The 23,732-nt window shown below is 43.3% G+C and carries 18 protein-coding genes and 2 pseudogenes; 14 read left to right on the top strand and 6 right to left on the bottom strand.

Annotated elements, in window-relative coordinates; all coding sequences use genetic code 11:
* Positions 1 to 122: 122 nt before the first annotated feature.
* Entirely contained in the window at positions 123 to 974 is an 852-nt protein-coding gene (locus JOD82_RS24380; protein ID WP_209950116.1) for a DNA-binding protein, read from the top strand.
* A 161-nt stretch (positions 975 to 1,135) separates the two neighbouring features.
* Complete coding sequence (gene rlmH, locus JOD82_RS24375) at positions 1,136 to 1,615, top strand: 23S rRNA (pseudouridine(1915)-N(3))-methyltransferase RlmH (RefSeq protein ID WP_209950115.1); 480 nt, start codon at positions 1,136 to 1,138, stop codon at positions 1,613 to 1,615.
* Positions 1,616 to 1,833: 218 nt separating this feature from the next.
* On the opposite strand, the gene JOD82_RS24370 is transcribed toward rlmH, so the two are convergent.
* Positions 1,834 to 3,090: a DNA cytosine methyltransferase gene (locus tag JOD82_RS24370; RefSeq protein WP_209950114.1), complete on the bottom strand. Its 1,257-nt coding sequence runs from the start codon at positions 3,088 to 3,090 to the stop codon at positions 1,834 to 1,836.
* A gap of 137 nt (positions 3,091 to 3,227) precedes the next feature.
* Between JOD82_RS24370 and JOD82_RS24365 the strand changes: the two genes are divergently transcribed.
* The 6 genes and pseudogenes from JOD82_RS24365 to JOD82_RS24345 all read left to right on the top strand — a co-directional run bounded on the left by JOD82_RS24365 (position 3,228) and on the right by JOD82_RS24345 (position 9,705).
* Positions 3,228 to 4,949: a hypothetical protein gene (locus JOD82_RS24365; RefSeq protein WP_209950113.1), complete on the top strand. Its 1,722-nt coding sequence runs from the start codon at positions 3,228 to 3,230 to the stop codon at positions 4,947 to 4,949.
* Positions 4,950 to 4,998: 49 nt separating this feature from the next.
* A pseudogene (locus tag JOD82_RS29375) lies at positions 4,999 to 5,267 on the top strand (class B sortase); the annotation flags it as partial.
* A gap of 460 nt (positions 5,268 to 5,727) precedes the next feature.
* Complete coding sequence (locus JOD82_RS24360) at positions 5,728 to 7,692, top strand: elongation factor G (RefSeq protein ID WP_209950112.1); 1,965 nt, start codon at positions 5,728 to 5,730, stop codon at positions 7,690 to 7,692.
* A gap of 103 nt (positions 7,693 to 7,795) precedes the next feature.
* A complete protein-coding gene (locus tag JOD82_RS24355) occupies positions 7,796 to 8,356 on the top strand; it encodes a DUF4303 domain-containing protein (RefSeq protein ID WP_209950111.1) in 561 nt (186 codons plus the stop codon).
* A 34-nt stretch (positions 8,357 to 8,390) separates the two neighbouring features.
* Entirely contained in the window at positions 8,391 to 9,032 is a 642-nt protein-coding gene (locus JOD82_RS24350) for a hypothetical protein (RefSeq protein WP_209950110.1), read from the top strand.
* Positions 9,033 to 9,174: 142 nt separating this feature from the next.
* Positions 9,175 to 9,705, top strand: coding sequence for a hypothetical protein (locus JOD82_RS24345; protein WP_209950109.1), 531 nt, complete (start codon positions 9,175 to 9,177; stop codon positions 9,703 to 9,705).
* Positions 9,706 to 9,772: 67 nt separating this feature from the next.
* Here the strand turns inward: JOD82_RS24345 and JOD82_RS24340 are convergent, their stop codons facing one another.
* Positions 9,773 to 10,153: a hypothetical protein gene (locus tag JOD82_RS24340; protein ID WP_165145499.1), complete on the bottom strand. Its 381-nt coding sequence runs from the start codon at positions 10,151 to 10,153 to the stop codon at positions 9,773 to 9,775.
* A gap of 158 nt (positions 10,154 to 10,311) precedes the next feature.
* Here JOD82_RS24340 and JOD82_RS24335 point away from each other — a divergent pair, with 158 nt between their 5' ends.
* The 3 genes from JOD82_RS24335 (at position 10,312) to JOD82_RS24325 (ending at position 13,188) form a co-directional block, all read left to right on the top strand.
* Positions 10,312 to 11,646, top strand: a complete 1,335-nt coding sequence (locus JOD82_RS24335) for an SMI1/KNR4 family protein (protein WP_209950108.1) — start codon at positions 10,312 to 10,314, stop codon at positions 11,644 to 11,646.
* Between the two features lie 190 nt (positions 11,647 to 11,836).
* Positions 11,837 to 12,370 carry a YceI family protein gene (locus tag JOD82_RS24330; protein ID WP_209950107.1) on the top strand — a complete coding sequence of 178 codons (534 nt, stop codon included), beginning with the start codon at positions 11,837 to 11,839 and terminating at the stop codon, positions 12,368 to 12,370.
* A gap of 215 nt (positions 12,371 to 12,585) precedes the next feature.
* Positions 12,586 to 13,188, top strand: coding sequence for a class I SAM-dependent methyltransferase (locus JOD82_RS24325; protein ID WP_209950106.1), 603 nt, complete (start codon positions 12,586 to 12,588; stop codon positions 13,186 to 13,188).
* A gap of 135 nt (positions 13,189 to 13,323) precedes the next feature.
* On the opposite strand, the gene JOD82_RS24320 is transcribed toward JOD82_RS24325, so the two are convergent.
* Both JOD82_RS24320 and JOD82_RS24315 read right to left on the bottom strand, forming a co-directional pair.
* Positions 13,324 to 14,745: an MDR family MFS transporter gene (locus JOD82_RS24320; protein ID WP_209950105.1), complete on the bottom strand. Its 1,422-nt coding sequence runs from the start codon at positions 14,743 to 14,745 to the stop codon at positions 13,324 to 13,326.
* Between the two features lie 316 nt (positions 14,746 to 15,061).
* Positions 15,062 to 15,287: pseudogene (locus tag JOD82_RS24315) on the bottom strand (hypothetical protein).
* Between the two features lie 344 nt (positions 15,288 to 15,631).
* On the opposite strand from JOD82_RS24315, the gene JOD82_RS24310 reads away from it, so the two are divergent.
* Together JOD82_RS24310 and JOD82_RS24305 are read left to right on the top strand one after the other, a co-directional pair.
* The gene (locus JOD82_RS24310; protein ID WP_029518899.1) at positions 15,632 to 16,219 is read left to right on the top strand and encodes a sensor domain-containing protein; all 588 of its coding nucleotides are present in this window, start codon (positions 15,632 to 15,634) and stop codon (positions 16,217 to 16,219) included.
* A 100-nt stretch (positions 16,220 to 16,319) separates the two neighbouring features.
* On the top strand, positions 16,320 to 18,119 hold the full coding sequence (locus JOD82_RS24305; protein WP_209950104.1) for a helix-turn-helix transcriptional regulator: 1,800 nt from the start codon (positions 16,320 to 16,322) through the stop codon (positions 18,117 to 18,119).
* 417 nt (positions 18,120 to 18,536) lie between these two features.
* On the opposite strand, the gene JOD82_RS24300 is transcribed toward JOD82_RS24305, so the two are convergent.
* Together JOD82_RS24300 and JOD82_RS24295 are read right to left on the bottom strand one after the other, a co-directional pair.
* A complete protein-coding gene (locus tag JOD82_RS24300; RefSeq protein ID WP_029518897.1) occupies positions 18,537 to 20,531 on the bottom strand; it encodes a serine hydrolase domain-containing protein in 1,995 nt (664 codons plus the stop codon).
* Between the two features lie 206 nt (positions 20,532 to 20,737).
* Positions 20,738 to 21,826: a GntR family transcriptional regulator gene (locus JOD82_RS24295; protein WP_029518896.1), complete on the bottom strand. Its 1,089-nt coding sequence runs from the start codon at positions 21,824 to 21,826 to the stop codon at positions 20,738 to 20,740.
* A 291-nt stretch (positions 21,827 to 22,117) separates the two neighbouring features.
* On the opposite strand from JOD82_RS24295, the gene JOD82_RS24290 reads away from it, so the two are divergent.
* A complete protein-coding gene (locus JOD82_RS24290) occupies positions 22,118 to 23,731 on the top strand; it encodes a xylulokinase (protein WP_069012329.1) in 1,614 nt (537 codons plus the stop codon).
* Position 23,732 lies beyond the last annotated feature (1 nt).

Genomic DNA, 23,732 nt, shown 5'->3' with positions numbered 1-23,732 from the left:
ATTGAAAAAACTGCGATTAAGTACTATAGTTAATTTATTGTACTACTTATTTGGAGTTTCACAAAGGAATATATTAAGAGCGAGTGCTTTTTATCCTAGTCATTTTAAAGGAGGAACCCTCTTTGCGAACTTCTATCCTGAAATCACTCAAACCGGACATCATTGTTGAAATGTTAGAGATGGCTGTGGCTTTTGAAAACTGGAAAAAGGTGATGGAGACGGCGGATATTTTGTACCAATGTGTACAGCGTATCTATGAAGAACGGCAGTATCATAAAGCAATGAAATTACCCATCCCGCATGTCCATTTAGAACGTCCGTTGGTATATTATTTCGGGCTCAGTCACCTGATGTGTGGAATGGCTCACCAGAACCAGGGTACATATGAGCAGGCAAGGGAGTGTATCTATAAGTATGCTGAGCTGGGGTGGATGGAGGATTTAAAGGAAGAAGACATTCAGGTTGTCGAGGAGTTCAGGTTTTTAGCCAAAACTAATTTATATGCAGTAGATATTTTGTCTGGAAATATAGAGCTGATCGAGGAATACGTAGCCTTTTTGCAGGATAATCTAGAGGAAATATTACCGGGACTGAATACCATTTTACAGGCAGCGCTTATGTATCATTTGGATGTAGGGGATATTTTACATACGTTTGCAGAGCAGATTGATGAATTCGGGAATTATGAAGATGCAGAGAATGTATCTTACTATTATAGCTACTGCTTTCATTTGGCTTTGTACTATCGGAAGTATGATAGGTTACAGGATGCGGTGAAGCTTACTGTGCAGGCGATGCAACTAGCCGATCAGTCGGGTAACGATCGTAATTTCAAGAAATGTACAGCATTGTTTGAGTCCCTGCGCGAGTCTGCGAAAGCTGAACAAATCAGCGAATATCGGCAGATGCTAGTGCAGTGTCTTGATGAATATGAAACGGATAGGCATTTCATTGTGAAGAGCATAAATGAATGATCCGCTATAATCTGAACAGGGAATAGGCTCGTAGTGGAGAGGAAATAGATAGGTAAGAGACGTTTCAGGTGCTAAAATAACTATGTTACAGGTATGTTTTTAAGTTAGGGATCGTAATTACGATTTTACATTATCATTCGACATAGATAGGGGTATGGAATTTGTTTATTCAACTTATAGGTGTGGGGAAGTTAAAAGAGAAGTATTTGGTCATGGGCATTCAGGAATACGCTAAACGGCTGGGGCCATACATCAAGTTTCAAATGATCGAAGTAGCCGATGAAAAGGCTCCTGACACACTGAGCGAAGCGGAGGTTCGACAGGTCAAGGAGCGAGAGGGAGAGCGCATCCTTGCTCATGTGAAAAATGAAGCACATGTCATTGTGCTTGCCATCGACGGCAAACTGTGGAGCTCCGAGGAACTCGCAGAGGAATTGGACAAGCTCGGCACCTACGGTACAAGCCATGTTGTCTTCGTCATTGGCGGAAGCCATGGACTCTCTGACGAAATCATCCGTCGCGCCCAGCAGAAGCTGAGCTTCGGAAGAATGACCCTGCCTCACCAGCTGATGCGATTGGTGCTGGTAGAGCAGATTTATCGGGCGGTGAAGATTAATCGGGGGGAACCGTACCATAAGTAAATGAGTTTTATTGTTTGTTGCTCTAATTTAAATATAAGAAGTATTCTTGTATCTAGTTGAAAATAAAACAAGGCAACACCTCTATAATGGATGTTGCCTTAGTAATTTACGAAATAATGGATTATTACATCAAAGGGCAATTTGTTTTAATAAACGAATTTAAAAGAATATTGAAATAGAAACGCCTTACGAAGAAAGTGGTAAGGTGTTATAAAAGACTATATTAAAACTAATGAACTAGAACTATTTTTTTTAATCACTTTTAAGTTTTTTTTTGCCCAATATGCTAAAGGAATTGCCATCGCCTTTGCTAACATAACTGGTACAGCATTCCCAATCTGTTTATATTGTTTGTCTAGTCTATTATTTTTTTGTACATTTGTGTTTCTTCCATCGGAAAATATAAACCAGTCTGGAAAAGTTTGAATACGAGCAATTTCTTTTACAGATAAACGGCGATGTAGAGATTCATCTCCAGGAAGATTCCACTTATCCTTTTCTAACTTTATCATTTCAGGACCGCCAGGATGTAAAGGTGCTTGTCTACCAGAAGCTTGAATTGTGAAACTTTGTTCAATCCACTTTTTCTTTCTGTTTCGTGATAAGTAAATTGGCGAAAATCCTCCTTCAAACCAATCTCCAGGATTTATTTCGAGGTCCTCAATTGCGTCCTTTAATGTTACAAAGGGTAGTTTTCCTTTACCGTGGGTCGGCTCTGGATAGTCATATTCAAAATCCAAATCGTCTCGGATTCCAACAATAAAAACCCTTTCTCTCAACTGTGGTACACCGTAATCTCTAGCATTAACCAATTTGAATTTTACATTATAACCAGCAGATGCAAAATCCTGCACAATTTGATTAATAACTTCACCTTTACCTAACGTCAGCATACCTTTTACATTTTCCGCAATAAATGCAAATGGTTTTGCATGAAAAAGGCAACGGATAAAATGTATATAAAGGAAATTTCGCTCATCATCTATTAATCGTGGACCAGCTTCACTGAACCCAGGACAAGGGAATCCTCCAAGGACAAAATCCGCCTTTGGAAATTCTTTAACTTTTCGTATATCTAGTTGTTGTTGAAATACTGGAGGGAAATTTAACTTGTATGATTCATTTGCTTCTTTAAAAAGGTCATTTGTATATATTGTATGGAAGATACTTTCCTCTCTAACTGAGTTATACCAATCCTTATCTTTAAAAGCTCTGAGGGCCTCCTTTTCCCCAATAGCTGCAGCAAGTCCCGCCAACTCTAGTCCTAAGTCTAAACCGCCACAACCTGAGAATAAGCTAATTACATTTATTTTATCTTCTCGATAATCCAAGTTAGGTAGTTCAAAATCATCTTTTATATTTTGAATTGTTTCTTGTTCTTCTTTAATTTTTTCTAGAAGGAGTTGCCTTACCTCATTTGAGTCGTAATCTTTTAAAGGTCGGTATTTAGCTCGTCCTCTTTCTTCAACTTTCACTACCCATACCTCCCTAAAGATGATAATCTACTTTTTATTCTAACATCTACAACGTGATAAGGCCAGTATTTTCTTTTATATAGGCATTAATTAACAGTATAATGTAATTAAGTTATAATATTTGGGAGGTAAGATTTATGAAAAAGAATCCTAGACTTATTGGGGATGAACATGTTAAAGATGTTTATCAAGCCCTGCTTAAATACATAAAGAACGAATCCATTGATTACTATCCAAAAACAGTTACTCAAACTGTACTATATATTACAAATCTTTATCCTTATATAGAGTCTGTTAAGTATAAATTTGACACAAATAATCCTGATCAGGAAAAGGATTTGACTTTGTATGTTAATAGCAACCAAACAATATCAGTTAATCTTTTTCTTGTTAGAAAAGGCGGTAGAATTCAACAAAAAAACCCTGGGGCAAAAAGCTTCTTTTCAAAATATTTTTTATCTGAAAGACTGCAATTGAAGTTTAATCAACTATTTGAGATGAAATACCAAAACTTTCTAAATGAACTCGTGGAGTTAAAATTAGGGGAGCATTATGTAAAAGATATAAAGGAATTAAAAAAACTGGTATCTGGGTACTTCCCAAAATTTACAGATGAAATTAACCCATATAGGGATTTATTTTTATACAATTTAAGAGAATTATGTTTCTCCTTGCTGAAGGATTTCTACAACGAAAGAAATGAGGGCTTTTTTCATGCGTATAATGTTTTTTTTATGACAGAAGACGTTAATATTATAACAAGCTATGGTAAAACCCAAAATGATGTTAATGTAGAACAGTTTGATCCAGGTACACCTCGATTTAGCGATATTCAAATATATAAATCTGGAAAGAATGCAGTTGGGATTAAGTATGGAGAAGTAGCACTAACTTTAAGGTTTAAATTTGAAAGTAGCCCAACTTCTTCAATAAAGCTCGCTGCAAGCTATGACAAATTTCCGGATGAATCCGAAAAAGAAGAAATTAATTTTGTTACAGTAAAGGAAATGCAGTATTTATTAAACAACCATCAATATACACATAACTCAAACAGTAGTAATGCAATTGGAAAATGCCACGAAGCTATTACCTACTTCTATTTCTTGAAAGAATTCCCTAATGTTTCACAGGTAGAACCAGATGAATGTGTTCAGTTGATGAGGAAGTATTATTCACTTGTGAAACCACAAGTGTTAGAAAAGTTATATAATTCAACTTCTTCCCTCGTTCCAGTTATAAGAGAAAAATTGTCACAAAAATATAATAATTTCCAAATAAAAAGCGTTGAGCTAGTTCCTGAAAGTTACATTAATGACAGGCTTGATACTGGTGATCTGCAGCTAATTCTGATAGTCAATAAAGAGTATATTGTTGAAAGCATTTCTCTAAAAGCCCTAGCTAAAAGAAATAGTAACATTACTACTAAGAACCCAGGAATCGGAACAATAATTGGTCCAACATATTTTAACATAGGCACTCTGGAACCTGTAGTAAACGAAGTAAAATCAAAATTCCAAATAGGTGAGTTAAATCATAAAGAGAGTTTAGAAGTTTTAGCTGCAGAACTTGGGTTAAAACTAAAAGAGGCAACACAGGAACAATTAAAAAGGGGCATCGAAAATCTCCTTGGCAAAGCTATGTTGGCAGTTACATTCTATGATGACAATGTGAGTATTTGTAAGGAACATTCAAAAATTGATGGTAATATAACCGTCTACATAAAAACACCTACAGCAATTCAAAATAAACTAGCTTGGCATAATGACTTGGAGGCAATTAACCTTCGTGTAAAGTTTAGTCGCGGGCAAAACCATGGCTGGTCTACAGTTAAATTGACATCAGAGTACCGATTAAAGTAATATATATTACTTTTGGAAGGGAGGGGAAATGAATTTCAATGATTTGAATTTCGAGAGAAACCCGGACATCGTCGGTTGGCTGAAGATTGACGGCACCCTTAGTACCCGGTCATACAGAATCCACAGGATGCGCAGTACTATCTTAATTATGATTTCGATAAAAAGAAAAGCAAAAGCGACTTCCCCTTTTTGGACGAGCACAGCTGGATCAACGCCTCGGACATTTTGCTGATTCACGGGCATCACATGGAAAGCGGCTTGATGTTTAAAGATTTGATGAAGTACAAGAAAGAAAGCTTTTATAAGGAGCATGCTAGTGTTCGGGAGTAGCTTTCTCCTAATTGTAGTCATCGCTATCGAGGTTTAAATTTCGATTACTTTTTGGGGAGCCACGTTCCCGCAATTTTGAGTTAATAACTTTGAATTTTAACCAACTAATAATCCGCTTTACTAACTCCGATGGCTGTAAAGACTGCATTCGAGATGGTACTCTGAAATCACCGAATCAATCTCTGAACTTGCCAAGCTCACTTTAAAGGTATGTTTGAGGGAAGTTTCTTTCATGCAAGCGGTAAATCAGTTTCAAGGTTCCGTTCAAGCATTAGTATATTAATTATATTTTAATCTGGAGAAATCACTCAACATAAATGTAACTCGTTAAATTTATCCTCTGTCTATGAAAAAAGACCCTCTCAAAACCAACTCCTACCCACTCTTCCGATTTCTATGCTTTAATAAAATGAGCAGTATCAACAAGAAGCGTTGAAAGTGGGATTCTATGAAGCGACTAACGATTGGCCTGTTCGCCCATGTGGATGCAGGTAAGACAACTTTTGCGGAACAGCTGCTGTACCATACGAACAGTATCCGGTCGCGGGGGCGGGTGGATCATCAGGATGCGTTTCTGGACAGCCACGACATCGAGCGGGCAAGGGGCATTACGGTGTTCGCAGATCAGGCGGTAATAGAATATAAGGGAGATAGCTATTACATAATAGACACGCCTGGACACGTCGATTTCTCCCCGGAGATGGAGCGGACGATTCAGGTCATTGATTATGCCATCCTGATTGTAAGCGCAGTTGAAGGTGTCCAGGGCCATACGGAGACGGTCTGGCAGCTGCTGCGCAAGCATCGGATTCCGACGTTCTTCTTTATTAACAAGACGGATCGGATCGGCGCGGATGCAGGCAGAACCGAGGAGGATATCCGTCAGCAGTTGACGGGGGATGTATGCTGCATTACACAGAGCTTCGCTGACGGCATAGTCGGCGAGCCGCTGCGGGAGTGCATGGCGGAGCGGGACGAAGCCTTGCTGGAAGCGTTCCTGGAGGGGAGAGAGGATACCGGCTTCTGGCTGGAGGCCCTGCAGAGGATGATAGCGGCGAGTCTCCTCTTCCCCTGTGCTTACGGCTCTGCACTTCAGGATACAGGCGTCGTTGAGTTTCTGGATCAGCTGCATCTGCTGACAACAACCACTTATGACGAGAATGCTTCGTTCCAGGGGCGGACTTATAAAATTCGGCACGATGCAGGCGGAGCGAGACTCACGTTCATTAAGGCGCTGGGTGGTCGGCTGAAGGTGAGGGAACAGCTTAGTTACGAGAGCGGCGGGGTTCAATATGACGAAAAAGTTACGCGGCTCTTCTTGTTTAACGGCCTTAAATCGCAGCCGGTGGAACAAGTGGAAGCCGGCGATTTGTTTGCGGTTGCCGGCTTGTCCGCCGCCGAAGCTGGGCAAGGCCTTGGGTCGATATCAGACAAGTTAACTTACGATTCGGAGCCGACGTTACAGTCCAAGGTATTATTCGACAATTCAATACATGTACAGAAGGTGCTCGGTGCTTTTCGCACGCTGGAGGCGGAGGAACCGTCTCTGAACGTCGTTTGGGATGAGAAATTGCAGGAGATTTCTATCCGCGTCATGGGATTGATTCAACTGGAAGTGCTGGAGCAGCTTGTTAGAGAGCGGTTTGGCTTTGCTATCTCTTTTGGACAACCGGAAATCTTGTATAAGGAAACGATTCAATCGGCTGTGAAAGGGTACGGCCACTTCGAACCGCTCAGGCATTATGCGGAAGTGCATCTGCTGATTGAACCGGGAGCAAGGGGCAACGGCATCATGCTCGATAGCAGATGTCATGCCGATGATCTGAATGTCAGCTATCAGAATTTGATTCGGAATCACCTCTATGAACGGGAGCATCACGGACTGCTGACCGGCATGCCGGTCACCGACGTGAACATTACGCTGCTGAGGGGACGCGCGCATAAAGAACATACCCATGGCGGCGATTTTCGTGAGGCTGCCTTTCGAGCACTACGGCAGGGTCTGGAGAAGGCGGACAACGTGCTGCTGGAGCCCTTTTACGATTTTAAAATCAAGGTCGCTATCGATGAAATGGGCAGGGTGCTGTCCGATATTCAGCGTGCTTCAGGTACTTTTAATCCGCCGCAGACAACCGGAATGCAAGCGGTGGTCACGGGCAGGGTGCCCGTGTCGACTTTCATGAACTACAGTGCCGAATTTGCATCCTTTACGCATGGACGAGGCAGTATCCGCTGCGTGTTCAGCGGCTACGACCGCTGTCATAATACGGAGGAAGTCATAGAGCGGATGGGCTACCGCAAAGAGGCAGACCCATTGTATACATCCTCCTCTATCTTTTGCGCCAAGGGGGCGGGTTACTCGGTGCCATGGGATGAGGCGGAAGCCAAGATGCACCTTGAATTAGAACCCTAATCGCACATATTTCCAGGATTCAGGTGAATAGTAGGTAGATTTAGGGTGAACAATCTTTATAATGGAAATAAGATATATTTTATAGGGCTAAGGAGAAATTGTCGTGAAACCGACGCAAGGAATAGAAGCGCTGGCGGCGGAGATTGCCGAGGTGGCTAGGACGTCCTTTCGTACTCTTTTTGAAAACGGCGAACGTTACTATTACTGCACGCTATTTACTACTGGAGAGGGACATGCGCCAAGCATCTCCGCCTGGTCATGGGAGGCCTTGGAGAGGGAAGCGGCCAGGCAAGGAGACGAAAGCGACACGCCGGGATCAACGATTGCGGAACTCATCAAATGGTCTTATGCCGATTCACCCTATTGTTGTTACGAGGAGGAGGACTTCGATGATGTTAAACAATTATTTATGGAGCGTCCTTCCATTGCGGAGCTTGAAGCTGATGAATGGAATCGTGAATTTGATTCGAGGCTGAAGGCCATGGAGCTGGCGATGAAAATGCTCGATAATGAAGGCGTGTTTGCCTTGAATCAACCGCGAGAGGCTGTATGCGTCCTTGTCGAGGTCATGCCGCCGGATGAGATCAACACCGAAATCGCCCTGCGTTTGAATCAGGCGGAGTCTCCGGCAATGCAAGCATGGTTGGCGGAAGCGGCGGAGTGAGGGCATTCGTGTTTCTTGAGGGAGATGTTGTAAAATGCCTACGGAAAATCAAATGAATATTTTAGTTGAGAGAACAGATTGTATTCTTTATTATGCGGGATCGCCTCTATCGAACGAACATAGTGCAGGCTGGATCGGCGGGAATGCACCCGAATTTTTTGATGATCAAGAAGACCTCATCCAAGAAGGTAACCCAAAATATGTTTTTTACTTGAGCCTCGTCCATCCCTTTAAACCTGAGAGCATGATTTCGATCTTCATCCCTGAAGACTATGAGGAGTATTTGGAAAATAACATTTATCCTAATTGCCCGATCAAGGTGATTGAGCATCCCATTTCGACTGAAAGCGTCAAAGATATGTTTACTAACCCGGGTCTTATAAAGCATGTAATTTCAAACGGGGAACTAAGCCATGACGAAAAGTCGATGGATCAGCCTTATTTGATCAAAGTAGGCGGAAACCCGAGACTTATTCAAAATGAAGACTATTATTTTGCGAAGCTGAGGGAGGAGTCATTCTCTTTTTTATTTCAGGTAGATGAAGATGGCTACCCCGAAACGTTGCTTCAAGAGGATTACAATTATCCTTTTGGTTTTGGATCACTATATATTTTTGCCAAAATGGGGACGACTGAGATACAACATCCAGTAGCGGGTTTTTGGCAATTCTCTTGATATAGCGTGGGGATCCTCGGGAGGACTTGAACGGCGGTGAGCCCGCCAAGCGATTTTTGGCGTGCGTATGTCCTATTCGCACAAGCAGGCAGCCCGCCCCTGGCGTAAACTGAATTATAATCAGTGAGCGAGGTGAACTTCCATGGCACAATCGAAGGAGATGCGTGCACGGGCTAAGAAATTTCAAGGCCGTCCGGTCTGTGTCACCCTGCACAGCGGAGAGACCTACGTCGGCTACATCACCGACGTTAATCGCGGCGGGTTGATACTTGCCAGTGCTGGGGCTCCTCCACGCGCTTCTTCCGGGAGGCAAAATAATTCCCAATCTCTCAAACGCAGAGCCAGTTCGCATGCCCCGGGCGTCCGTCTCGGCAACCGGAAAAGCGGCGCACGTAAACCGTCTGGCCGTTCGCGCTCCCGCAAGCCGGACGCCAAGGTGTCGGCATTCCTGTCGATGATGGGCTCGCTGTTAGGCGGCCTTGGCGGCTCCACTGCAGGCGCAGGAGGGCTTGGCGGTATGCTCGGCGGCGGTTTGCGGCTGTTCGGCATGATCCAGAAATTTGTCCCGGTCGTGAAGATGGGCTACGGCATGATCAAGTCCATTCGCCCGTTTCTCGGCGCCGTTAAAGGCTTGATGCCCCCGGCCAGTCCGGCCACGCCGGATAACGAATAATCGTATATCTGTGAACTGTAAGCTCCCTTTGAGTGGTCAAAGGGGGCTAGTCCACAAACCATTATCACTACCACTGTCTAATCCAAATCGGTTTTAACTCGGAATAGCCCATTTCCTTTAGTAAATCCCAGGCATGATCCAGAACGTGAGGCTTCCCCTGGACCCAAAGTTCTTGTCGTTTTGCCATCAAGAAAGAGATGATTTCAGCAATATGTTTGGGTTTACCTAGATGGATGACAGTTTCTATTTCATTATTTTGGGCTGAAATGTCATAAAAGGACCAAAAAGTATGAGGCTCTTCTTCAGGAGGATTCGCCTGAAAGATGAGCGTGATTTTGATGTTTTTATTCTCTTTCGGAGATAGGTTTAGGATGAAGCGAGACCCGCCTGAGTACCAATAAACGAAGGCATAACCGTCGACCGTAATATTTCTTAATTGGCTTTTCATTATTTTCTCCCTCACGATATGTTGTTTAAAATGAGCTGCGTTTGATGAGTCTCTAGATACATAACACTTTAAAGAGGTACGTCCCATAGAAAAAATAATAAAATTGCTGGATAAGCAAACAAAGGAAACCTGGCTATGGTCAACAGGAGGGTTCAAATATGTGGTTTGGCAAGAAAGAAACGCAAATGGATCGAATAAAAAACAAACTGAGCCAAGCTATGCGCAAAGACGCGGATTTCTCAGTGTTTGGATCATCCTCACATCAATACAGGGTTAAAGAGAAGCTTACAGCAAAAGAACTGGCGGACTGGCAAGCCCACAATCAGGTCACACTTCCTGAGCCTTATGCGCTGTTTTTAACGAACATCGGCAATGGAGGCGCCGGACCTTATTATGGAATATATTCAATTGGAAAGGCAACTTCCTACACCGAGTGCCAAGCGCTCCTTGCAAAATCCGTTCTGTACCCCGGGATGACCAAAGAGGAATGGAAACGTCTAATTGAGCCCCTGACCAAGGACGAGGACATTCCCGATGAGGAATACGACGACACCTGTAATAAGGTGTTGGGCGGCATGTTGTGCATAGGCACCCAAGGCTGCGAATACGACATGTATCTCGTACTTGAGGGGAAATATAGGGGGAGAATTGTGTACACCTCCGATTTTCATCCTGATCATCCTTTTTTCTTTGTCTATGAAGACAGCTTTCTGGACTGGTACGAGCGCTGGCTGGATGAAATTATTCTGGATTATGATATCGGGTGGTTTGGCAGTCGAATGCCGGGTGATGAGAATGCGCTGATCCAGATTTATCAGAGCGCTCCAAACGAAGAAATCCAAGCCAAAGCGCTTGATGGAATGTTCAAGTTTAAGAAAGTCTCTCAGCTAACCCTTGCTTTTTTGAAAAAAATTGCGGAGCAAAGCCCCAAAAATCGGACCACAGCCATTTGGCTCATCTCCCAAACTTCTTTTGACACGGGTAGAAAATATCTTCTGGGGCTGTTGCAATCGGATGAACACGGGGATTTTCTGCAAGCTTTACAGATTCTGCACGCTACCAGTAAAACTGAGGATTTAACGGAGTTTATTCCAGTGATCTTGCAAAGGCTTGACCGGATTCACGACCCGGAAACGTTGCGTTATGCAGGGTATATCTTGGAAGAGTACGGTGCGATTACGCTCCAGAACTTTGCACCTTTCTTGTGTCACGCCGACCCGAAAATGCATACCACTGCCATCTATGCCGCGCGCAGTTGCGAAAACAAGCTGGGAAGCTGGCAGATCATTGAACAGATGTTGATGGGGGGCGGCCCGCAGGTTCTGAATAACTTGATTTTATACTGGGGCATTATTCCACATGAGAAGCTGCTGTCTTACTATAAGGAGGTATGGCCGAAATACAAAAGCAATCCGAATTTCAGAGAAAAATTTATCGGTTGTTTGCGAGAACTGCATTTGCCAGATGATTATTTCGACAAAGACGAATCGTAATGAAGGCGTACATGCATTATCCATAAAATGTAAACGAAATCGGATTTACGAGGAAGCCGAAAAAATGCTAAAACGCTACTGACATCCCGTTGTCAGTAGCGTTTTTGTATATTAGGAGTATGCGAATATCGCAGTGCTTTGAGAGGGGGCGGCCTTTCTCAAAATCTTATTATAGAGGTGGAACTTATTCATGAAAAATATCAATTGGGAAGTTGATCCGGACCACAGCTCCGTCGAGTTTTCGGTGACGCATTTAATGATTAGTAGAATTAAAGGAGTATTCGAGCATTTCCAAGCGATCTTGAGTTTTGACCCCAACAATTTAAAAACCATGGGTATTCAGGCTTCCATAGATGCAAATAGTATTACAACTCGCCAATCGCAACGAGATGAACACCTGAAGAGTGACGACTTCCTTCATGCAGCCAAGTATCCAACCATTACGTTTCAAAGCACCAGCTGCGTCCTTGCTGGCGAAAGGCAATATGAACTTACGGGCAATCTAACTCTGCATGGAGTAACCAAACCCATCACTTTTCATACCTTTTTTGAAGGACTAAACAAAGACCCTCGTGGCCGGGAACGTGTAGGATTTCATTCAACAGCCAGTATTGACCGCAATGAATTTGGCTTGACATTCAACTCGCCTCTGGAAAAAGGCGGGGTTATCGTCGGAAATGAAGTGAGAATCGAGCTTTATATCGAGGCAATTAGAATAGAATAGCAGTCCTAAAGGCCATCCTTTTAGCGGGGTGGTCTTTAAACTTGTCGTTACAGGTAGGGCGGTGAACCGTATCACAAATAAGGGCGGAAATTTTGAAGCAAAACAGTTTTGTTTTCCATAAGCATGAATTAGAATGTGGACTAAATGCAAATGCTTCGATAGAATATCATTCTATATTGTTGTGTTTTTTATTAAGGCGGATTGGGGAGGTAATCATGGGAAATACGGATAAGTTTGAAATGATAGCTAATGTATATGACACTTCTGAAAGAATTCAAATTGCAAAGGCATCATCTGATGCCATTCGTGAGTATGTAGTTGACGCTAATAGTAAGAATGCTATTGATTTTGGGTGTGGAACAGGTCTTGTCGGAATGAGCTTGTTAAATGATTTTAATTCTATGCTTTTTCTGGATACTTCACAAAACATGATTAATCAAATAAAGCAAAAAATTACTGATCTTCACATTCAGAATGCAGATACATTATGTTTTGACTTTGAAAAGGAAGGTCTAACGGATTTACATGCGGACTATATTTTTATGGCTCAGGTTCTGCTCCATATTCATGATGTTGAATTTGTTTTATCCAGATTATTTGATGTTCTAAATGAAGGAGGACATTTACTAATCGTAGATTTTAATAAAAATGAAAAAGTAGTTTCAGATATAGTTCATAACGGGTTTAATCAAGAAGAGCTGGCTGACATTATGACTAAAATAGGGTATAGAGATATTCAATCCAAAACTTTTTATAATGCAAGTAAAATATTCATGGGACAAGATGCATCTATGTTTATCCTTGATTCTCGAAAATAAACTTTAGGCAGAAATCAGCTCTCCTTATAGTTAGCGGTTCTAAGGTACAACGAAATAAAAGGCCGCCCCTTATGAGACAGCCCATGCTTCTTGTACGGTTTTAAACTTATGATTCAATCTGTGCCTAGTAATGAATTAATTATGTTCAGGTGGCTTTTTTATAAACCAACCCAGCGCCAGAATAAGTATTGCCAGAATAAATTCAATCCAAAAAACCGTTTGTAGACCGGAAACCATGCTTTGTGTCTTCTCATGCATCGCAGTGGGATTGAGCGAATGGTGAAGATAATGATTGGCTCCAGACGACATGATGCCGACGAACAATGCGATGCCAATTCCCCCTGCAATCTGTTGGAGCGTATTATATATGGCTGTGCCATGAGGAACCAGGTGACGTGGAAGTTGATTCAATCCTGTCGTCTGAGCCGGCATGACGACGAATGACATGCCTAAGAATAAGAGGATATGATTGAACAGAACGGAGCCTTGTGTTGTATCACTGTCGATGCCGGTAAACAGCCACAACGATATGGCGATCAGGAATAGCCCGGGCACAATGACGAGTCTCGGCCCGAATTTATCGAGTAATTTCCCCGATACCGGCATCAGCATTCCGTTCAAAATGCTACCCGGCATTAGAAGTAAGCCTGTCGCGAAAGCTGTCAACTTCATCACATCCTGCATATAGAACGGCAGCAATGTTGTTGTGGCGAATAGAACCATCATCAGAATTACAATCAATACCGCAACCAGAGAAAAAGTGGAATGCCGGAATACGGAAAGATTGATCAACGGCTCTTTGATCTTAAGCTGGCGCCATACAAGCAAGAGCAGGAAAAGGCTACCTATTGCAATCGATCCGTAACCTTCTGGCTCAAGAGAGACACTTGTTTGGCTGAAGCCATAAGTGACGCAGCCGAAACCGACGGTTGACATCACAATGGATACAAGATCGACCCTTGGCTTGGTCAGTTCTGTCACGTTCTTTAAGTACACGAATGCATAAACCATCGAAAACAGTGCGACAGGAATCACCATGTAGAACAGCCATCGCCATTGAAAGGTATCGATAATTAAGCCAGACAAAGCCGGCCCGATGACAGGGGCGACCATGATGACCAGCCCCATGAGACCCATGGCGGCACCCCGACGTTCTGGAGGATAGAGAGCGAGAATCGTATTCATCATCAACGGGATCAATAATCCTGTCCCGCAAGCCTGAACAACCCTGCCCATCAGCAAGATTCCGAATCCCGGGGATACTGCACACAAGCAGGTACCGGCCAAAAATAACGCCATCGCAGACATAAACATCTGGCGAGTCGTGAACCATTGCTGTAGTAATGCGGTCACCGGCACCAGTACGCCGATCACGAGCATATACCCCGTCGATAACCATTGTATGGTCGAAGCAGCAACGTTAAATTCTCTCATCAACGCAGGAAACGCATTGGTAAGTAAATTTTCGTTAAGAAACGCGACAAATGTACCGATGAGTAGAGCGGTTAATATTGCCCCTCTCTTCATTCCTCTTGCATCTTGATCCTGATTGTCCATCTTCTACCTCCCGATTGTTCATTACGTTCCGTCCATTGTTTGTATATCGCTTAACCCGCAACGCCTGAAGATCATTTTACGTGAAGTGGGATGAATTGGAAAAATCGAAATTGCCCATCATACTCGGAAATTCATTCATATTTCGAAAGCATAAGGGGGGCTCCACCACGGTGTCGCTCATTCGCGCATTATTTCTTGACAAGATGAGGTTAGGGGATTATGATAACGTGCCGGTCAACTCTATAAGGCAAATAAAATCAAAAAGGCTGACTTTTCGTAGTGCCTTGGCACTGGAATCGTCAGCCTATCGTGCAGATTATCCTACACCATCACTTTCTAACAAAGAATAAAAATTATCACGGTCTTGGTCATCAAATTACCCTAACAACTTCATGTCCGCCATACATGTCTATTTCCTCACCGTACCTATTGTAGAGCGCGATCATATTGCCATCCTGATTCAACTCCAAGTACCCATAACATTTTGCTTCAGGAACTTCACCGTAAAAGAGCGTAAATTTGATTTTGATCACTCTGTGCATGCAGATCCTCCCTTCCTGTCTTTCGTATTGGCTTTGAATATATATAGTATTCTCCATAAAATGTCAAGAGATAAGGTTTCTACGTATCTCTAAATGTTATTCAATTAATAATGGCAAGCTCAATATATGGATAGTGTAAATTTCAAGCTTCTAAGTTTTTGGTGGGCAGTTTTTGTTTAGCCGTGCGATCCAAAATTGCCGTACACACAGTAACTACTGTTGTTTTTCCCCATTAGGTTCGCAGACCGCTTTCGCTTTGTGTCATATGACATTATGGCACTGGCGGATTTGACATCAAGAGCCGTAGGATACGATGACTACTTGTAAAGGATGTGGGCTCTTTGATGACAAGAACCGTCGTCAGCTTTATTCAAAATGGCTATTTCCTACTGCTTACTTTCGCTACCGGATTGTTTTACTTTTGCTTTTATCTGGTCGCTCTTACATTAGGCTTGAGTCTTTCGTTTACCGTCGCGGGCGTTCCTCTGATTACTCGCATTTTGCGAACTACAAACACCTTCCTGCAATTTGAACGCACACAGACCAAGATCTATACGGATATTACCACAGAGCTTTACGTTAAACCAATAAACACCGATGACTCTATCTGGCTTCAAGCAAGGAAGGAGCTGCTAAATCGGCGCAACTGGATCGCTATCGGCTGGCTGATGCTGAAGCTTCCGGTGGGGATTTTAAGCCTCATTAGTGCAGCCTTGCTTTATATAACTCCACTCGCAATGATTGCGGCCCCGCTCCTCTTTCCACTATTTAATTATTATTTTATGGGTGTACCTATAGATACTGTGATAAAATCCGTACTGGTTTCGGCCTCAGGAGTCATATTCACTATGGTGAGCTACAGGCTTGCGAACAGCTTCACGCGTATGCTAGGAGGCTACACCCGTCGTATGATCAAGAGTGTGAACCGGTAGCCGGAATGTCCCGGTCTGGATTTAAAAGTATTGTTGGATAATGATCTGCTCTATAATAGTTACGTAATGTCATACTGATAGTTCTTAGGGGTTGATGGTTTTGTTCGATATGGTAAAGCAGTGGTTCTGGTACGACTGGTTCATGCTTATGATCCGCTTGATTTGCAGTACTTCTCTCCTGCTCACTATCATAGAGCGGCAAGCTCATTTCACGCTGCCGCTTTGGGTTCTTGTGTTTTGGCAGCTTATTGCTTTTTCCGTTCCCTGGCTGTGCTTGCAGCTCAATTATAGATACTACCTGCTTACCGAGATTGTGATCCCGGGCGGGCTCTGCTTGTATTTAGTTTTGTTCTTTCCAGAAGCCTACCTCACATTCCTGGTATATGCATTTTTGATTGCCTCTAATAGCAAACAAAGAACATATCTTTGGTCAGGTCCTTTATCGATATTGCTCCTACCCGCTATAATTAAGCTGCTTGCAGAGCAGATTGATTTTTGGATTATGACCATTCAATTCGGGACGGCTTATGCATTCGGATTTTCCTTCCATTTATTGATGGTCAATCATCGTCAAAGTGAAATTATACGCGAGCAAAATGCGGTGCTGGAGCAGTACTTGTCCCAAATCGAGCGCATCACGCTGGCCGAAGAGCGGAATCGGCTCTCCAAAGAGCTCCATGATACCGTCGGTCATGCGTACACTTCCCTCATTATGGGGTTGGAAACCTTGCGCCCTGAGCTAGAGACGGATACAGGAACGAAACGGCTCGATTCCCTATTGAACCTGGCCCGGGAAAATATGGATGAAGTGAGAGGCTATGTGCATCAAATCGAATCGCCGCATGAAGAACTCCCACTGCTTCAGTCTTTGCGGAAGCTGGCAGAGGAGTTTCAGGAGCATGCTAAGGTGTCGGTTCGTTTCCAGGCCTTCGGGGAGGAATACCCTGTAACGAAGCAAGCGAAGATAGCGCTGTATCGCTGCTTGCAAGAATCATTGACGAATGCCGTGCGTCATGGACACTCGACGGAGATTACGGTTTCAGTGCAATTCGAGCCTCAGCAGACGAGGCTGGAAATTCAAGATAACGGCCGTGGGATGGAACATGGACGGGATGGTTTCGGCTTGAACGCCATGAAAGAGCGAGCGATGAATTTGCAAGGTCATGTTGGCGTCTATACCCAACCGGGCGAAGGCACCCTCGTTACCTGCACCCTGCCACGACAAACGGAGCTTAAGGATGATGTCATCCGTCTGTTGGTCGTCGATGACCAGCCTTTTATCCGTGAAAGTCTACGGATTCTTCTCGAGGAGCAGCAAGATTTGCAAGTCGTAGGGGTGGCAGAAGATGGCGAGCAAGCCATCGAACTGTGCAGACAGGTTCAGCCTCAGCTGGTGCTCATGGATTTGGACATGCCGAACCTGGACGGAATCTCCGCATCCCGTACCATAAAACAAACGTGGCCCCACATCCGCATCTTGATTCTCACCACGTTCGAAGATACTGGACAGGCTCTGGAAGCGCTGCGAAGCGGAGCGGACGGATACCTATTGAAGTCGATGAAGCCGGTAGAGCTTGCCGAAACAATACGTACGGTCTATCGCGGAGGCACGCTGATCGATCAGGAGATGTCGCACAAATTGTTTGCTCAGCTGGAAGCCGCCAAGAGCGGAGACGTTCCGTCGACAACCAAAGTGGCTGCGACCTATGATTTAACTTCACGGGAGCTTGAAATTTTACAGTTCGTGTCGAAAGGACTGCGATATAAAACCATTGCTTCCAAATTGTATTTATCCGATGGTACGGTTAGAAACTATGCGTCATCGGTCTATCTGAAGCTGGGGGTTCGCAACCGAGAGGAAGCAGTGCAAAAGGCCCGGGAGGCAGGGCTTTTGGAATAAACCTTACGGTTCGATGCGGATTTTCGTTGGATATGGAGGAAACTAAAAACAAGCGGCAGCATCAGCAGCCGCTTGTTTCTTATTGTACAAGAAAATCCCCAGTTTTGACGGGGGTTCAGGAAATCTTATATAAAGTACCATTATAGGAATTGGCAATTACAAAAAGGCAGATACCCCCCTTGTGAGGGAAGCCTGAGACCAATCGCGGTCGGCAGACTTTCGGTACGCCTCCTTAGGTGCCTGCTAGTACCGTGCCCTTATCGGTTGGCTTTTGCTTGCCCATAACATCCTCGAATGGGCGAGATGAGCCAAAAAGCGCGAGTCATGGGGAAATCCCCCCTGCACTCGCGCTTTTTTTCGTTAATCCCGAAGTAAGCACTGTCCTTTACGGTAGAAAATTTACTTAATCCTTTTGAATTAGTGACTGATTGGCAACGTATAGTAATTAAATGCTTGATCCAACAAGGCACTGGCTTCTTGACGCTTCAAAAGCTGTTTGGAGCGGAAGTCTATGGAGCCGTCTAAATTGATCTTGGTATTCGGGTCCATGATACCTTGGGAAACAAGAGCTGTGATGGCTTTAACTGCCCAAGCATCCGTTTCGCCACCCAATTTAACCTTAATTCCAGGCTCAACCTGTTTCAGGTTCTGGATCATTACCGCCGCCATTTGTCTAGTGATAGGAGAATTAGGCTGATAATTACGTAGTCCGGCCATCATCTGTTTTGTATTCGGTTCAATCATGAAAGGTTGTTTATACCACCCGTGGGCGCGCAGCAGCACTTCTGAGAATTCTCTCTGAGTCATCGTTCCTTTCGGATCGAAGAGGTGGGCTGATTTTCCGCTCATGACTTTCAAAGCATTAAGGTTGTTTATATATGGAATATATTTACTATCCGCAGGTACATCAGAAAATGGTGAATCAATGTTTATTTTTTGCGCATAAGCAACGAGGTCTGGGAGTTGCATGTAATACAAATATGCAATATGGCCTGCTTGATTTTTATTAAACGTCAATTTATTACCTGATTCATCTTCAAATAATAAAGGGTGGATCATTTTTAGTGTATGTTTGCCTGATGTTCCTGTCTCCATTATTAATTTCCCGTCCGAATACGAAACCTTCGTCCTTAAGGCAGCGATACGCGTGTTTTGGTATAATCCCACGTAGTCTTGGGCCTGCTGCTCACTTATTGTCGCGTAGGTTGACTTTGGAAGTTCTGATTTTCTCGGATAATAATGATTCATAAATTCCTCATACACGTCAAGACTCATCATGGAGTCGTTATTGTAGGACATGTACATTGCTGTATTCTTCTCAGGCAGAATAACAATCAAGGAAGAATGCCCTGTAACATTTCCTCCTTTTAGAATCACATGCTGATTATTCATCTTCTCTTTGAAGTAGCCTTCGAATCCAATTGTTGTGACCGGGAACTCCTTATCAGGGAATAATTGGTATGTGTGCATTTGCTCTATGCTCTTTGGACTCACTACTTCTTTACCTTTGTACTTGCCTTTGTTCAGGTGCATAATAAGGTACTTCGCCATGTCATCTGCTGTTGAGACGATACCGCCTTCAGGTTTTTCCGTTGGTTTAAACCCGTCCAAGGGTATCAGTTCGCCTGTTGGTCCATAGTGAGCAGCCATTCTGCTTAACAATTGGGGGGTAAACCGCACATTCGTCGAATTCATACCTAACGGTTTGAAAATATTCTTTTCCATATATTTGGAATATGACATACCCGTTACGTTTGCTACAGCATATCCCGCTAGCATGAAACCAAAATTGTCATAAGTGTACGCTTCTCCTGGAGTCCTGACAACAGTTGGCATATTTGATGCAATGAACTTCTTCATCGGAAAATATTTGTCCGCGTATTCTGGATGCATTTCCATGGAAATATCTGGTTCATCAAATCCACTTGAATATGTAAGTAGATCAAACATCGTCAGTTTTTTTCCTGTTTTATTCGGAACCTTTATTCCTCCTAAATACTCTTGGATATCGCGTTTTAAATCCATTTTCCCCTTATCGACCAACTGCATAGCTGCCAATGCAGTGAATGACTTTGTAACAGAGCCGATTTGGAAAACGGTATTTTTATCAACAGGAATTTTTTTGCCCTTGTCGGCATACCCGTAACCTTTGCTTAGCATCACTTTCCCACCTGCAACGACCACAAAATTAGAACCAACTGTATTATACTTCTTCATCTTGTCCGCAAAAACGCCATCCGCAAAAGCTTCTAGTTCCTTAGCATCTCGCGGTCCCTCCAAGCTAGCCTTCTCAGATGCAACTGGTACGTTAACGGGTGCGGCAACTGATGCGCCGTTGGGTGCCATACACGCGGTAGTTACCGTAGCAGATAATAGTAGAACCGCGAGACTGGTGTGAATCATTTTTTTCATGAATGATTTCTCCTTGAAATGTATTTTTGCCTTATAGCGTCCGGCAAAACCAAGTATGGCAAAGGACTTGTCATACCAACAAGTTACATTTCGCCACCCACCATACCAAGTCACTCCAAAGTGTCATATGACAATTAGGCACTAGGTTTAAAGGGCGATGGTTCATTCAGAAAAAACGGAAATTCACCACAGTTACATATCCTTTTTCACTTCAGTTTCTTCTTAACCGTCTCTCCTTCAATTAACACAGGCTGATAATAGGTGTGGTTACGTAGATCCTTTTTCCCTTGAAGTTTCTTAATAACCCAATCGGCGGCATCACGTCCCATTTGTTCCTGGGGGTGCGTTAATGTCGTTAGTTTGATGTTTGCATTCTTGGAAATATAGGAATTATCTTGACCAATAATGGATAAGTCTTCGGGCACCAATATCCCAAGTTGTCTGCATACATGTACAACTTCTAATCCTACCTCGTCGTTATAGCAGACAATTGCGCTTAACTCGTCTCTTTGTTCGGTCAGAAATTTCCTCAAATTGGTGGACAAATCCTGCTTCGTTTCAGTATAGAATGAGAGCACTTGCTCGGGGTGAAACCGTAATTTGGCTTCTCCAAGCGCTTTGATATAGCCTTTCATTCGATACTTTCCTTGTAAATCGTCCATTTTGGCAATGATACCAATCTGTGTGTGTCCGTTAGCGATCAATTCTTTGGTTGCCAGATAGCTGGATTGTACGTCATCGAGGCAGAAGTAAGGAACTTCCAACTCTTCATAATAGGCATTAATCATGATGAAGGGAACATCCTGTTCCTTGAACGTCAGATAATAAGCGATATTGGGATTATATAGATTGCTCTTCGTAGGCTCAATGATCAAACCATCCACACCAAAGGACAGCATCATCTCCAAGGCTTTCTTTTCCTGGGCGACATCATTATTGGTACTCGCTAATAGTAATGAATAATTATCTTCATTTAATCTGGCTTCAATCCCGCGAATTATCGAGGGGAAGATGTAATCAGAGATGTAGGTCGTGATGACTCCGATGGTTTTATTACTGGAGTTCCCACCAGTCTTTGAGCGGAATTGGTTACTGACATAGGTGCCAGATCCTTTTTCACTTCTTAAGAAACCTTCGTTGGATAGTTCCAAAATAGCCTTCCGAACCGTCTGACGACTAACTTTATACTTATCCTGCAAAGCGAATTCCGTTGGAATTTGTTCTCCTACGCTGTATGCCCCTGAAAGAATATTGCTTTTTATATCCTCAAGGATGACCTGATACTTTGGTTTCACTTTATTCCTTCTTTCCAAGTTGTTCTAATACTAATTAATGCATCTATAATATTTGTATGTACATATTTTAGCATAATTATGAGTTTATTATAATCTATTGTCCTATCTGTATAAATACTAAAGTTAAAACTAGAAAAACACTCGGTTTGTCAAATTATTTGTAAGTATAACTACGGTTTTGTGTTGACAAATGTACGCACAAAAAATATACTAAGGCTGTAAACAAAAGAAAGCGCCTTCTTTCAATTAATGCGATTATAACAGTTGTTCAGAGAGAGGAGTAACGTGAGCATGGATCAAGACATTAAACAAGCGATTACTAAGGGAGAAACCTCACTTGGTATCGAATTTGGATCCACACGTATCAAGGCAGTGCTGATTGATCATCGTTTTGAAACCATCGCATCTGGAAGCTATGAGTGGGAAAACCTCCTGGTAGATGGATATTGGACGTACAACTTAGAGAGTATTATTATGGGCCTGCAAGAGGCTTATCGTGAAATGAAGCAAGAGGTTGAGCAAAAATATGGAGTCACCCTTCGTACGGTTGGTTCTATAGGATTCTCTGCAATGATGCACGGCTATATGGCTTTTGACAGCAAGGGTGAGTTGCTTGTTCCGTTCCGGACTTGGCGGAATGCGACAACCGGGGTTGCAGCAAAAGCTTTAACTGATAAATTTCAATTCAACATTCCTGAGCGATGGAGTATTGCTCACTTGTATCAAGCGATATTGAACGAAGAGCAACATGTCCCTCATATTGATTTTATGACGACGTTGGCTGGATATATCCACTGGCTGCTGACTGGCGATAAGGCAATTGGTATCGGAGACGCGTCGGGGATTTTCCCAATTGATGAGACTACACATGATTATAACGAGTCGATGGTTAAGCAGTTTGATGAACTCATTGCAGCCAAAGGCTACGATTGGAAGTTACAAGATATTATTCCTAAAGTTCATATCTCAGGCGAGCAGGCAGGTGTACTAACCGCAGCGGGAGCGAAAATCTTAGATAAATCCGGAGATTTACAACCTGGTATTTCGCTTTGTCCTCCAGAAGGTGATGCGGGAACAGGGATGGTCGCTACGAATAGTGTGAGAAAACGTACTGGCAACGTGTCTGTGGGAACCTCGGTTTTTGCCATGATTGTATTAGAGAAAGACCTTTCAGCGGTATATCCGGAAATTGATCTGGTGACCACACCGAATGGTAATCCGGTCGGCATGGTTCATGCCAACAACTGTTCAAGTGATCTCAATGCTTGGCTGGGCTTGTTCCGTGAATTCTATGAGGCCATGGGGCACAAGGCGGATCCGAATCAATTGTTCAGTGTGTTGCTGAATAAGGCTTTGGAAGCGGATCCAGATGGCGGTGGTTTACTCAGCTATGGCTATTTGTCAGGGGAGAATATCACCGGAATAGAGAAAGGCAGACCGTTGTTTGTCCGCTCTCCTGAGAGCCGTTTCAATTTGGCCAATTTCATGCGGACTCATCTGTTCACTGCATTTGCTGCTTTGAAAATCGGAATGGATATTTTGACGAAGAAAGAATACGTCGCAATTGACAGCATTCTGGCTCACGGTGGTTTATTTAAAACCCCTATCGTCGGACAAAAGATTGTTGCGGCTGCTATGAATGTCCCGGTATCCGTGATGTCAACAGCTGGAGAAGGCGGAGCGTGGGGTATGGCTATTCTGGCTTCTTACATGATGAACAAGGATCAACAAGAAAGTCTGGAAGACTTCCTCGACCAAAAAGTATTTAGAGATGTTGAGGGACAAGAAATTCATCCTGACGGTTCCGATGTTAAGGGGTTCGAAACATTCTTAGAACGCTACACACAAGGCCTGGCGATTGAGCAGGCTGCTGTAGATAATCTAGTGGAAAACTGGAGGAATTGAC

This window comes from Paenibacillus sp. 1182, assembly GCF_017833915.1.
Lineage (GTDB): Bacteria > Bacillota > Bacilli > Paenibacillales > Paenibacillaceae > Paenibacillus > Paenibacillus polymyxa_D.
The sequence above is the reverse complement of the archived record's forward strand: the minus strand, read 5'-3'. Positions and strand labels throughout refer to the sequence as shown.

What these genes read in the sequence shown, in the direction of transcription:
- JOD82_RS24365 (WP_209950113.1), top strand. Translation starts at nt 3,228, where the DNA reads ATGAAAAAGAATCCTAGACTTATTGGGGATGAACATGTTAAAGATGTT.
- JOD82_RS24360 (WP_209950112.1), top strand. Translation starts at nt 5,728, where the DNA reads ATGAAGCGACTAACGATTGGCCTGTTCGCCCATGTGGATGCAGGTAAG.
- JOD82_RS24350 (WP_209950110.1), top strand. Translation starts at nt 8,391, where the DNA reads ATGCCTACGGAAAATCAAATGAATATTTTAGTTGAGAGAACAGATTGT.
- JOD82_RS24345 (WP_209950109.1), top strand. Translation starts at nt 9,175, where the DNA reads ATGGCACAATCGAAGGAGATGCGTGCACGGGCTAAGAAATTTCAAGGC.
- JOD82_RS24340 (WP_165145499.1), bottom strand. Translation starts at nt 10,153, where the DNA reads ATGAAAAGCCAATTAAGAAATATTACGGTCGACGGTTATGCCTTCGTT.
- JOD82_RS24335 (WP_209950108.1), top strand. Translation starts at nt 10,312, where the DNA reads ATGTGGTTTGGCAAGAAAGAAACGCAAATGGATCGAATAAAAAACAAA.
- JOD82_RS24330 (WP_209950107.1), top strand. Translation starts at nt 11,837, where the DNA reads ATGAAAAATATCAATTGGGAAGTTGATCCGGACCACAGCTCCGTCGAG.
- JOD82_RS24325 (WP_209950106.1), top strand. Translation starts at nt 12,586, where the DNA reads ATGGGAAATACGGATAAGTTTGAAATGATAGCTAATGTATATGACACT.
- JOD82_RS24320 (WP_209950105.1), bottom strand. Translation starts at nt 14,745, where the DNA reads ATGGACAATCAGGATCAAGATGCAAGAGGAATGAAGAGAGGGGCAATA.
- JOD82_RS24310 (WP_029518899.1), top strand. Translation starts at nt 15,632, where the DNA reads ATGACAAGAACCGTCGTCAGCTTTATTCAAAATGGCTATTTCCTACTG.
- JOD82_RS24300 (WP_029518897.1), bottom strand. Translation starts at nt 20,531, where the DNA reads ATGAAAAAAATGATTCACACCAGTCTCGCGGTTCTACTATTATCTGCT.
- JOD82_RS24290 (WP_069012329.1), top strand. Translation starts at nt 22,118, where the DNA reads ATGGATCAAGACATTAAACAAGCGATTACTAAGGGAGAAACCTCACTT.